Here is a 12,802-nt window from a genome sequence, read left to right as displayed (position 1 = left end):
GGAATAAATGTTAATTAATGGCTCCTTCATTCAAGATGACGTAGAAGAATGAATTCATTTCCATATTTTATTTTCTTATGAATTTTGTTATTAATGCAGTGTCTGTTTACTCTCAGGGAATTCATTGAATGAGCTGCGCAAAAATAGGGTTGGGTCTTTTGTTGATATTGATGCTTGCAGGATGTGTCAGTCCACCGCCAAGAGATGTCAATAATATCTGTAGCGTTTTTAGAGAATACCCTGGCTGGTATATGGATGCAAAAGATGTACAGCGACGGTGGCGGGTACCTATCGCCGTACAAATGGCTATTATTCATCAGGAATCAAAATTTAATGGCAGAGCACGTCCGGAGCGTACTAAATTACTGTGGATCATTCCCTGGACACGTCCATCGACCGCTTACGGCTACACTCAGGCGCTGCGCAGCACTTGGGAACATTATAAAAAATCATCGGGCGGCATGTGGTCTTCACGGGATGATTTTGGTGATGGTGTGGATTTTATTGGCTGGTATGCAAACATTGCTTATAAAAAAGCAGGCATCTCGCGTGACGACGCCTATTCATTATATCTTGCCTATCATGAAGGCATTGGCGGCTATCAACGTAAAACGTATCTAAAGAAAAAATGGTTGATGGCCGTGGCTCATAAAGTGGAAGCCCGAGCTCGAATTTATCAGGCTCAATTAGCATCTTGTGAAAAATCATTCAGTCGAAAGGCATGGTATAAAATTTGGTAGCTGCAATATGAGTTTAAACGATAAAGGTGACAATGATCGCTTGAAGCGGTACGATATGGGGCAAAATTCACGTGGGAGCCGATGCATGGGATTAATGCGATTGATGTTATTAGGTGGTCCTGGAGCTGGGAAAGGTACACAGGCATCAAAATTGATGAATCATTTTAATATTCCCCAAATTTCAACAGGTGATATGCTGCGTGCTGCCATTGCTATTGGAAGTGAATTGGGTTTGAGCGCAAAAAAAATAATGGATTCCGGTCAATTGGTTTCAGATGATATTATGATTGCTCTGGTTAAACAGCGCCTACAGCAGGACGATTGTTGTCATGGTTTTCTTTTGGATGGATTTCCTCGTACCATTGTACAAGCGGAGGCATTAAAACAAGCCGGTATTTGTCTGGATCATGTGATAGAAATATCTGTGGATGATGAAGAAATTGTTAAGCGTATCAGTGGCCGACGTATTCACCCCCCTTCTGGACGTGTTTACCATATTGAATATAACCCACCGAGACAGCAAGGCATGGATGATGTGACTGGTGAACCTTTAGTACAGCGTGAGGATGATCGCGAGGAAATTATCCGTAAACGCTTACAAGTCTATCATCAACAAACTGAGCCATTGGTTAAATATTATCGATTATGGGCAAACAGCAAAGATAAACAAGCGCCAAAATTTCATCATATTGTTGGCACTGGCAATGTTGATGCAATTTTTCAAACTATTTTGGCCGCCATTCAATAGGGAGAGAAGTCATGTCATCAGGAAGTAACATCACCCGAACGGTAAACCGCAATAATTTTGAATCGTTGATTCGTGATAATGAAATTGTTTTTATTGATTTTTGGGCAGCGTGGTGCGCTCCATGTAAACAATTTGCTCACATCTATGAACGGGTAGCTAAATTGTATGATCAAGTGGTTTTTGCCAAAATTAATATTGAAGAAGAAACAGAATTGGCTGAAACGTTCCAAATTCGTTCTATTCCTCATTTGTTGGTCTTCAAACAAGGCATTGTGATCTATTCCGAGGCCGGCAGCATGCCAGAATCTACTTTAAAGGAATTGGTTCAGCAAGCATTGGAGGCTGATGTGAGTCAAATTCGGGCGCAATTGGATGAGGAAGATAGCCAGTAATTTATCCATACGGAATGTCGGATTATTGTTTTCAGATGAGGTTGGGCGTCTTCATTTTAGAAGATTGCTGCATTTGGGATAAGTAGTATTCTAATTTTCCCCAAGCGGCTTTATCTAAAGTAAGGCCGAGTTTGGTGCGGCGCCAAAGGATATCTTCTGTCGTCATCGCCCACTCTTCCTGAAGCAAATAATCCACTTCAGCCTGATAGAACGTTCTGGAAAAACATACACCCAAATCACTAAGGGTTTTGCATCCTTGTAATAAGCATTCTATTTGAGTGCCGTAGGTGTTTAAATAGCGATGGATTATTTCTTTATCTAGCCAGTGGTATTTTTCTTCTGCATATTTTTTATATTCAAAAAAATTCATTTCTGCCAAGGTAGCTCCTGGCAGTGGCGTGGAAGCGGTGCGTGATTGCGGTAAAGAAGGGAAAATTTTTTTTAATTGATTAATAACGTGCAATGATAACTTACGGTAAGTAGTGAGCTTACCCCCGTAGATGGTCACAATAGGAGCTGGTTCATTCATGTATTCATAAGCGTAATCACGGCTGAGTGCATTAGGCATTTTGCCTTCTTCTGCCAGCAAGGGTCTAACACCGCTCCAGCTATGGATAATGTCCGCTTTGTTAATTTTTTTCAAAAAGTAGTGGTTTACAAGCGCTAGTAAATACTCTATTTCATGAGTTTCGATGCGGACCCTGTTCAGGGAGCCAGTAAAAGATACATCTGTAGTGCCTATCATGGTGAAATCATAATAAGGAATGACGAATACGATACGGTCATCTTGATGTTGCAACACATAAGCATGTTCGCCTTGATAGAGCTTAGGCACGACTAAATGACTGCCTTTGACCAGAGACATTTTATATTTAAGCGGCCTATTTAGAAGTTCACCTACCGGCTCTACCCAGGGGCCTGCGGCATTGATGACGGTTTTTGCCTTAATATGAAAGGTATTACCTGAAGCGGGCTGCAATGTTAAATGCCATATATGATTGCTGACTTCTGCCTTAATTAATGTTGTTCTGGTGAGAATGGTGGCGCCATGATTGCGGGCTTGTAGTGCGTTAGCGAGCACAAGCCGGGCATCATCCGTTGCGCAGTCATAGAAAAGAAATCCTTTATAGAAGTCTTTTAGCAATGGCTTGAAATAGGGAGATTCATTAGTACGTCGGATGAATTTAGTTTTCGGTAATGTATTTTTACGGCTTAAATGATCATAAAGATACAAACCTGTGCGTAACATCCAGGCAGGCCTCATGTTTTTTTGATGAGGTAAGATAAAGAGCAAAGGATGAACTAAATGAGGGGCTTGCTCCAATAGGATTTGTCTTTCATCCAATGCTTTTTTCACCATGGCAAAGTCATAGTATTCCAGATAACGCAATCCTCCGTGAATAAGCTTGGTGCTGCTGGATGATGTTTTTGCCGCCAAGTCATCTTGTTCACAAAGTAACACGGATAGACCTCGTAAGGCAGCATCAGCTGCACAACCGCAACCATTAATCCCACCTCCAATAATGGCGACATCATAAACCTGGACCATGTTGTTATTTTTCCCTGTTTAAATCTTGCATGGAGTTTTTTTATGGTATAACAATTTAATAGGGGAAAATATAGGGCATGGCAGTATTTGGGGCTGTATGTCAATACGATAAGAAACTAGCTTCGCTCCTTTTGTAAAGGGGAAATGATAGGAGATGTCATTAACTATTTGTTCTACCAGAAGGATTAAATCCAATGAATTATCTTCTTGCTATTGATCAAGGCACAAGCAGCACCAGAGCGGTTTTGTATTCTCGTGAAGGTCAACTTGTCCGCATCAGCCAGCATCCCTTAGCCCAATATTATCCTAATCCAGGTTGGGTTGAACATGATCCTGAAGAAATATGGGAAAAAACACAGCTTGCTATGCAGGAGGTATTGGATGGGATAGAACCAAACCGTGTATTGGCTTGCGGCATAACCAATCAACGGGAAACAACATTAATTTGGGATAAGCAAACCGGTCAATGCTTATATCCAGCTATTGTGTGGCAGGATCGCCGTACTCAAGATTTTTGTCTTACCTTATCTGAAAATAAGGAAATGATTAAAGCCAAAACAGGATTACTTCCTGATCCTTACTTTTCTGCCAGTAAATTACATTGGTTATTTAATCATGTCCCTCAAGCGCGACGACTTGCAGTGGAGGGAAATCTTGCGTTTGGAACCGTGGATTCTTATTTGCTATGGCGTTTGACAGGGGGAAAAAACCATTTAACGGATGTTACCAATGCTTCAAGAACGCTCCTGTACAATATTGTTGATCAAAGTTGGGATGAGCAGTTGCTGCAATTATTTGATATTCCTTTTTCCATATTGCCGGAAGTACAGGCAAGTGATACGTATTTTGGTGTTATAGATAAACACTTACCAGGTGCTTCCATTGCGATTACGGGGGTGGCTGGTGATCAACAAGCCGCCTTAATTGGGCAATGCTGTTTTGCTGAGGGCATGATTAAAGCAACTTTCGGCACAGGTGGATTTTTACTGCTAAATACGGGTCGTAAACCTGTTTTCTCAAAACATAATTTGTTAACCACGATTGCTTATCGTATTCATGGCCAAACGACTTATGGACTGGAGGGCAGTCTCTATCAAGCTGGTACAACCGTAAAGTGGTTGCGGGATGAAATGAAGCTTATCCAGGTTGCAAGCGATACGGAATTTTTGGCTAATAGCCTTGTGAGCAATGAAGGCGTTTATTTGATTCCATCATTTACTGGATTAGGGGCGCCACATTGGCTGACGACTAATGGTGCCGTTATTACTGGGCTCGCTCGTACAAGCACTGCCGCGCATTTGGCACGAGCCGCGCTTGAAAGCGTGTGTTATCAAACACGGGATATTCTTGCATGCATGCGCGATGATAGCGACCTTGATTTTTCCGTTTTACGAGTGGATGGAGGAATGGCGAACAATCAATGGTTTTTACAGTTTCTATCGTCTCAATGTGACTTATCAGTCCAGCGTCCCCAAGACATTGAAACGACGGCTTTAGGAGCGGCCATGTTGGCCGCTATCGGATGTGGTGCAATTGAGTCGCTGGCATCCTTGCAACATAACTGGGTATCTCAGCAACAATTTACTCCCTCTACAGATAGGCAAGCTGCTGAGCTTTGCTATAAAGGATGGTTGCGTGCTTTGTGTATGTTGAAAGCAGGTGAAGAAAGGCTTTAAGTTTGTAAGGATGTTTTCAGGCTACACTGGCAATAATGAAGGCAGTGGTTACCGCGTAGCGGTAACCAGCTCTAGGTAATCCCTTCTGTCTGTTCAAGAGCATAAAAGATCATTGCACATCGCGTTTTTTTTCGCCTGTGTACAGTTGGCGTGGGCGACCAATTCTTGACTTACTGGCAGCCATTTCCATCCAGTGTGACATCCAGCCAACGGTGCGGGCCAAAGCAAAAATGACTGTGAACATGTTGGTGGGAATGCCAATGGCGCTTAAGGTGATGCCAGAATAAAAATCGACGTTTGGATACAGTTTTTTCTCAATGAAATATTCGTCTTCAAGGGCAATACGTTCTAGTTCCATGGCGAGTTTAAATAATGGTTCATTATGAGCGTCAACCGCTTTCAACACTTTATGGCAGGTTTCACGCATGACTTTTGCCCGTGGGTCATAACTTTTATAAACACGATGACCAAAGCCCATTAAACGGAATGGATCGTTTTTATCTTTTGCCCGTTTAATGAATTGCTCAATTCGGCTTACATCGCCAATTTCCTTCAGCATATTTAAGCATGCCTCATTTGCGCCACCATGGGCAGGTCCCCATAAGGCGCCAATGCCAGCTGAAATACAGGCAAATGGATTGGCGCCAGTGGAGCCAGCTAGACGTACGGTTGACGTTGAGGCATTTTGCTCGTGATCGGCATGCAAGGTAAATATGGTATCCATCGCTTTAACGATGATTGGATCGGGCGTGATTTCTTCTGTTGGCACACCAAACATCATATGCAGAAAATTCTCGGCATAAGACATTTTATTTTGTGGATACATATAAGGTTGGCCGATGGAATATTTATAACTCATGGCAGCCAGGGTTGGCATTTTGGCAATCAACCGTACTGCAGCAGTATAACGATCGTTTTGATTGTTCAAATCCATGGTGTCATGGTAGAAGGCCGAAAGCGCACCGACGATTCCAACCATGATGGCCATAGGATGAGCATCACGACGAAATCCATTTAAAAACTGGTACATTTGTTGATGTACCATGGTATGATTGTTAATTAATTGATTAAAATGACTTTTTTCTTCCGTATCAGGAAGCTCTCCATTTAAGAGCAAGTAGCACACATCAAGAAAATCTTTTTTTTCTGCCAGTTGTTCAATGGGATAGCCACGATACAGTAAAATACCTCGTTCACCATCAATATAGGTGATTTTTGATTCGCAAGAAGCGGTGGAGACAAACCCTTGATCGAGCGTAAATACCCCGTGGGATCCAAGCTCACTGATATCGATGACGTCTTTACCCAACGTTGGGCTATACATCGATAACTCGATTGGCTCTGATCCAGGTATGGTCAATTGCGCAGTTTTTTTTGTCATGGTGACTCCTGTTGATTTAAGCGCTGGCCGATGGTTATAAAGTATATACCGCCTAATGCGGCCAAGTGCAGCACTATATAAAAACGACCGGCTTACGTCAATTTATCCAGCATTCGAGGTAAATTCTAGATTATTTTTCAATTTTTTTCGAAGTGTGATGATTCCAGGTTCGTGAATCTAGGCTTGTTATTATTTATTTTTTGCAATAGTTTGGTTTGTTGAAGTAATTTTGCCTGTGGGCGGTAGGCTATGGGAGTTTTTTATGATTAAACCAGCTGAATTACCACTGAATAGTCGTGGGGCCGTGTATCATCTTGATTTGCTTCCGGAAGAATTAGCAGATTTAATTATTACAGTTGGCGATCCTGGGCGTGTGCAACAAGTCAGTCGTCATTTTGATTCTGTTGAGCTTAAGCGTATTCATCGTGAGTTTGTAACCCATACAGGATATATTGGTCAACAACGCATTAGCGTTATTTCCACAGGCATTGGTGTACCGAATGTTGATATTGTTATGAATGAACTAGATGCTTTAGTCAATATTGATTTGGCAACACGCATGCCTTATGAAAAAACAAAGCAGCTTACCATCATTCGTCTTGGCACTACAGGCAGTCTGCAAGAAAGCAGCAGGCCCGGCGATATGGTTATCAGTCATTTTGCCGTGGGTTTTGATACACTGCTTGATTATTATCAAAGCAATTTTTCTCCTGAACTCATTGCAATGCATACAGCGCTGGCAGACCATTTGGCCGAAGCGTGTGGTTCATTTTATTTGGTTGAAGCGGATAATACCTTGCGAGAATTGTTTAAGGATCTGGGAGCCGCGGCGATTACGGCTACCTGTGGTGGATTTTATGGTCCGCAAGGACGGCGTTTGCGTATTCCATTACGTTATCCTCATTTATTGGAAAAATTAGCAACATTTAATTTTTCCAATCTGAAGATACTCAATTTTGAGATGGAAACTGCAGGGATTTTAGGGTTAGGGCAACTCTTGGGACACCGCTGTATTTCTGTGAGTGTAACCATAGCCAATCGCATCACTGGGGAATTTGCTGAAAATATACAAAAACAGGTGGAGCATTTGATTATTAAAGCATTGCAATACATGGGTCATCTGTCTTCTGACAGCAGTTCATGATATACTATCAGACTAAATTTTATCGGGATCTATTGAATTATTTTAGCATTTCATAAAGACCCTAAAGTGATTGCATGAGGACATGTCCCGCCATGATATCAGCCAAAGAAGTTACACCCGTCAATATTGAAGACGAACTGAAACAATCCTATTTGGATTACGCCATGAGCGTCATCGTCGGCCGCGCCTTGCCAGACGTGCGTGATGGTTTAAAGCCGGTTCATCGCCGAGTGCTTTATGCCATGAGTGAATTAGGTAATGACTGGAATAAGCCTTATAAAAAATCAGCACGCGTCGTTGGGGATGTGATTGGTAAATACCATCCGCATGGTGATACGGCCGTTTACGACACCATCGTGCGGATGGCACAACCGTTTTCCATGCGTTATATGTTGGTTGATGGTCAGGGAAACTTCGGGTCGGTTGATGGCGATGCTCCTGCGGCCATGCGTTATACCGAAGTAAGAATGTCAAAGCTTGCGCATGCGCTTTTGGCTGATCTGGAAAAAGAGACGGTTGATTTTAGTCCAAACTATGATGAGACAGAATTTGCTCCCGTGGTGTTGCCGGCCCGGATTCCCAATTTGTTGGTTAATGGTTCTTCCGGCATTGCTGTAGGCATGGCTACCAATATTCCACCGCATAATTTAACTGAAATTATTGATGCTTGTGTTGCTTTGGTTGCTGAACCGGAAATCAGCATTGATGATCTGATGACCATTGTTCCAGGACCTGATTTTCCTACAGCCGCCATCATTAACGGTCGCGCCGGTATTATCCAAGCTTACCGCACTGGCCGCGGACGTATATTAATTCGCGCCAAAACCGATGTTGAGACCGATAAAGATAACGGGCGCCAGGCTATTATTATTACGGAACTTCCTTATCAGGTGAATAAGGCTCGTCTTGTGGAGCGAATTGCTGAGTTAGTTCGCGACAAACGCTTGGAGGGTATTTCAGGCCTGCGTGATGAATCGGATAAGCAAGGGATGCGCGTGGTGATTGAATTGAAACGCGGGGAAGTTGCTGAAGTCATATTAAATAATCTATATGCCCATACCCAAATGCAAAGTGTATTTGGTATTAACATGGTTGCTTTGGTTGACGGTCAACCACGTACGTTAAATTTAAAGGAAATTTTAGAGTATTTCATCAAACACCGCCGTGAGGTGGTGACAAGACGTACCATTTTCGAATTAAAGAAAGCGCGAAATCGGGCTCATTTATTGGAAGGATTGGGAATTGCCCTAGCCAATATTGATGAAATGATTGCATTAATCAAGCAATCACCCACGCCGCAAGAAGCAAAAGATGCTTTATTAGCTCGACATTGGCAGCCTGGGTTGGTGCGTACCATGTTGGACAAGACTGGCAGTGATGGTTCTCGTCCAGATGATCTGCCTGCTCATTTTGGTCTGAGTGAGAAAGGTTATCTTTTATCTCCTCAACAGGCACAAGCAATACTCGAACTGCGCCTGCATCGGTTGACGGCGTTGGAGCAGGACAAAATTCTGAATGAATTTGAGCAATTGCTTGACCAAATTAAAGAATTACTTGACATTTTGGCATCACCAGAACGTTTGATGCAGGTGATTCGCGATGAACTTTTGGAGATGAAAGCTCAGTTTGGTGATGGAAGACGCACGGAGATCATTGCTTCTCAGGAAGATTTAACCATAGAAGATTTAATTACTGAAGAAGATGTGGTGGTCACGATGTCGCATCAGGGGTATGTGAAATACCAACCTTTGTCGGCCTATCAAGCGCAACGACGCGGAGGTAAGGGTAAATCTGCGACTCATGTCAAAGAAGAAGATTTTGTTGAGCGTCTGCTTATCGCCAGTACTCATGATACATTGCTATGTTTCTCCAGTCACGGCAAGGTCTATTGGCTTAAAGTGTATGAACTGCCTATGGCCAGCCGTATCTCAAGAGGTAAACCAATTATTAATGTATTGCCTTTGGCGAATGGCGAGGCTATTAATGCCATGATGCCGGTGCGGGAATACAAAGAAGGTTATTTTGTGTTTATGGCAACCAGCAAGGGTACGGTTAAAAAAGTGCCGCTAGATGCGTTCAGCCGCCCACGTTCCAGCGGTATTATTGCCATTGATCTTGAAGAAGATGATCGTTTAATTGGTGCCGATATAACCGATGGTTCCAAAGACATTATGTTATTCAGTGATGCAGGTAAAGTGATTCGCTTTGATGAAAATCTTGTCAGAGCGATGGGACGAACTGCTCGCGGTGTAAGAGGCATTCGTATGGGTGCCGGACAGGCTTTGATTTCTCTTGTCGTGGTGCGTCAAGGCGGTACGATATTGACAGCCACGGAGTTTGGCTACGGCAAACGCACAGCGATTGAAGAGTATCGCGTAACCGGTCGTGGCGGACAAGGCGTTATCTCCATTCAGGTCAATGAGCGTAACGGCAAGGTTGTGCGTGCCTTGCAAGTGGATGAAAACGATGAAGCAATGCTTATCACCGATAAAGGCACGTTGGTGCGTTTTAAGGTAAATGAGTTGTCGATCATTGGCAGAAATACGCAAGGCGTGCGTCTGATTAATGTCAGTTCTGGCGAGCGTGTCGTTGGAATGCAGCGAATCGATGAAATCCAGGACGACCAGGATGAGCTAGAGGCGTGAAAACCAGAGCGTATAACTTCGGTGCTGGACCTGCCATGTTGCCTGAATCGGTTTTACTGGAAGTAAAATCAGAATTAATGAACTGGCAAGGGTCCGGCATGTCAGTGCTTGAAATAGGTCATCGTTCGGATGAATTTAAGGCATTGCTTGACGAAGCTGAAGCTGACCTTCGCGAACTGATTGCAATTCCTGAGCATTACCATGTGTTGTTTCTTGGGGGGGCAGCGCGTACGCAATTTGCAATGATTCCTATGAATCTTTTACCTCCTGGCCAACAGGCTGGTTATTTGATCTCCGGTTTTTGGTCATCATTAGCGTTTACTGAAGCAACTAAATTGGCAAATGCTTATTGCGTCGCCAGTTCAGAAAAAACTGGATTTGTCTCTGTTCCAGAACCGATAAACTGGCAGATTCAGCAAAATACTGCTTATCTCTATTTTACGCTCAACGAAACCATCAATGGTGTTCATTTTTCTTCGCCACCCAGCGTTGCAAATATCCCGCTTGTTGCCGATATGACGTCTTGCTTATTAAGCGAGCCATTAAACGTGACTGATTATGGTTTGATTTTTGCGGGCGCGCAGAAAAATATTGCTCCCGCTGGTTTGACGATTGTTATTATCCGCGAGGACTTATTGGCAAAATCTGCCAATAGACCGTTGCCAACGATGATGGATTATCGTACTCATGTGGCTTATCATTCAGTCTATGCCACACCGCCGGTGTTTAATTGTTATTTAGCAGGAAAAATGTTTAAGTGGATCAAGACTCAGGGGGGGGTTGAACAATTACATCATCAAAACTGTCAAAAAGCGGATAGATTGTATCAATATATTGATGAGTCCTCTTTTTATCATTGTCACGTTGAGAAGCGTGCCCGCTCGATTGTAAATATTTGTTTTTCCATAACAACGCAACAGCTAGAAGCAGAATTTGTTCGAGCCGCTGCTCAACGAGGATTGTTATCTCTGGCTGGACATCGGATGGCAGGGGGATTACGTGCAAGTTTGTACAATGCTATGCCAATGGCAGGTGTTGAGTCATTAATTGCTTTTATGCAAGAGTTTTCTGAGGAACATCATTGATGAAGCCCTATCATTTAATCAGCAGCCCGGTTGACTATTTACAGGGTGATATTACTGTCCCCGGCGATAAATCCGTTTCACATCGAGCGATCATGTTTGGGTCGCTTGCTAAAGGAATAACAACCATTAATGGTTTTTTAGACAGCGAAGATTGCCTGGCAACGTTACATGCTTTTCAGGCAATGGGAGTTCGTATCGAAGGGCCTGTTTCCCAACGGGTTGTGATTTACGGCGTGGGTAAGTATGGTTTGCAAAACCCTGAGCAAGTAATTCACTGCGGTAATTCAGGTACGACCATGCGACTTCTTACAGGTCTTCTGGCAGCCCAAGAATTTGATAGCGAATTAACAGGCGATGCCAGTCTCTTAAAAAGACCTATGGAGCGAATTGCAAGACCGCTGATGAAAATGGGAGCCAGCATAACGACCAATGAAGGTTGTCCGCCAATTATAATTCGTGGAGGACAAACATTACATGGTATCACTTATGAAATGCCGGAAGCCAGTGCGCAGGTCAAGTCATGTATTTTATTAGCTGGTTTGTATGCTGAAGGTGAAACGTGCGTCATCGAGCCAGGTTTGACTCGTGATCATACAGAACGGATGCTCACCACATTTTCTTATCCTATTCAAAAATTCGATAACGCCATCATCATTAATTCATCGAGTGAATGCCAGGGTACGGATGTGATTGTACCGGCCGATATTTCATCCGCGGCGTTTTTTATTATAGCTGCAACACTTATACCGGGTTCAGAATTATTTATTAGGAATGTAGGTATTAATCCAACCCGTACTGGTGTTCTTCATATATTACAGCAAATGGGAGCCAATATTAGTTTCAGTAATAAGCGCTTATGTGGCGAGGAGTTAGTTGCCGATCTGTATGTGCGCCATGCCCCATTGGAGGGTATTGATATTCCCGTGGCTATGGTTCCTTTAGCAATTGATGAATTTCCTATTATTTTTATCGCGGCTGCTTGTGCTAAAGGACAAACGTTATTACACGGAGCGAAAGAACTGCGTTGCAAGGAAAGTGATCGTATTGCCGCCATGGTGGACGGCTTACAGCGGCTTGGGATAGAAGCTCAGGCATTGGAAGATGGGGCGTTCATCAAAGGTGGGATTTTGCAAGGCGGGGTGGTAGACAGTCTTGGTGACCATCGCATTGCTATGGCATTTGCAATTGCCGGAGCTGCGGCAAGAGAATCTGTAAAAATTTTAAATTGCGCTAATATAGCCACGTCTTTTCCAACGTTTGTTAATACGGCAAATCATGTAAAATTAGCAATCCAAGAGGCAAATGCTTAGAAAGCAGTATGTGACTGATTTAAACGTAAAACTTAACACCAAGATTGGGTTTTTTCGTAAGTCCTGAAAGAAACAGGAAGGATAAATGAAAAAAAATCGTTCTATTGTTTTACGCACTATGAGGATAATCTA

10 protein-coding genes are annotated in these 12,802 nt (G+C 43.1%); 8 read left to right on the top strand and 2 right to left on the bottom strand.

Annotation, left to right across the window (positions count from 1 at the left end; translation table 11 throughout):
• Positions 1-128 precede the first annotated feature (128 nt).
• From E1O52_RS04230 to trxA, 3 genes are all read left to right on the top strand, one after another.
• On the top strand, positions 129-740 hold the full coding sequence (locus tag E1O52_RS04230; RefSeq protein ID WP_133127454.1) for a transglycosylase SLT domain-containing protein: 612 nt from the start codon (positions 129-131) through the stop codon (positions 738-740).
• Positions 741-834: 94 nt separating this feature from the next.
• Entirely contained in the window at positions 835-1,488 is a 654-nt protein-coding gene (adk, locus tag E1O52_RS04225; protein ID WP_133127496.1) for an adenylate kinase, read from the top strand.
• A gap of 11 nt (positions 1,489-1,499) precedes the next feature.
• Positions 1,500-1,880, top strand: a complete 381-nt coding sequence (gene trxA, locus E1O52_RS04220; RefSeq protein WP_133127453.1) for a thioredoxin — start codon at positions 1,500-1,502, stop codon at positions 1,878-1,880.
• Between the two features lie 31 nt (positions 1,881-1,911).
• Here the strand turns inward: trxA and glpD are convergent, their stop codons facing one another.
• Positions 1,912-3,429 carry a glycerol-3-phosphate dehydrogenase gene (gene glpD / locus E1O52_RS04215; RefSeq protein ID WP_133127452.1) on the bottom strand — a complete coding sequence of 506 codons (1,518 nt, stop codon included), beginning with the start codon at positions 3,427-3,429 and terminating at the stop codon, positions 1,912-1,914.
• A 194-nt stretch (positions 3,430-3,623) separates the two neighbouring features.
• Between glpD and glpK the strand changes: the two genes are divergently transcribed.
• Positions 3,624-5,105 carry a glycerol kinase GlpK gene (glpK, locus tag E1O52_RS04210; RefSeq protein ID WP_133127451.1) on the top strand — a complete coding sequence of 494 codons (1,482 nt, stop codon included), beginning with the start codon at positions 3,624-3,626 and terminating at the stop codon, positions 5,103-5,105.
• Positions 5,106-5,214: 109 nt separating this feature from the next.
• On the opposite strand, the gene gltA is transcribed toward glpK, so the two are convergent.
• On the bottom strand, positions 5,215-6,486 hold the full coding sequence (gene gltA, locus E1O52_RS04205; RefSeq protein WP_133127450.1) for a citrate synthase: 1,272 nt from the start codon (positions 6,484-6,486) through the stop codon (positions 5,215-5,217).
• 262 nt (positions 6,487-6,748) lie between these two features.
• Here gltA and E1O52_RS04200 point away from each other — a divergent pair, with 262 nt between their 5' ends.
• The 4 genes from E1O52_RS04200 to aroA all read left to right on the top strand — a co-directional run bounded on the left by E1O52_RS04200 (position 6,749) and on the right by aroA (position 12,670).
• Entirely contained in the window at positions 6,749-7,630 is an 882-nt protein-coding gene (locus tag E1O52_RS04200; RefSeq protein WP_133127449.1) for a nucleoside phosphorylase, read from the top strand.
• A 74-nt stretch (positions 7,631-7,704) separates the two neighbouring features.
• Positions 7,705-10,275, top strand: a complete 2,571-nt coding sequence (gene gyrA, locus E1O52_RS04195; protein ID WP_133127448.1) for a DNA gyrase subunit A — start codon at positions 7,705-7,707, stop codon at positions 10,273-10,275.
• Positions 10,272-11,360, top strand: coding sequence for a 3-phosphoserine/phosphohydroxythreonine transaminase (gene serC, locus E1O52_RS04190; protein ID WP_133127447.1), 1,089 nt, complete (start codon positions 10,272-10,274; stop codon positions 11,358-11,360). Before gyrA ends, serC begins: the two co-directional genes overlap by 4 nt.
• Positions 11,360-12,670: a 3-phosphoshikimate 1-carboxyvinyltransferase gene (aroA, locus tag E1O52_RS04185; RefSeq protein WP_133127446.1), complete on the top strand. Its 1,311-nt coding sequence runs from the start codon at positions 11,360-11,362 to the stop codon at positions 12,668-12,670. The genes serC and aroA overlap by 1 nt, the downstream gene beginning before the upstream one ends.
• The last annotated feature ends 132 nt before the right edge of the window (positions 12,671-12,802 follow it).

Origin of the sequence: Legionella nagasakiensis (genome assembly GCF_900639915.1) — a bacterium.
GTDB classification, from domain to species: Bacteria; Pseudomonadota; Gammaproteobacteria; order Legionellales; family Legionellaceae; genus Legionella_A; species Legionella_A nagasakiensis.
The sequence above is the reverse complement of the archived record's forward strand: the minus strand, read 5'-3'. Positions and strand labels throughout refer to the sequence as shown.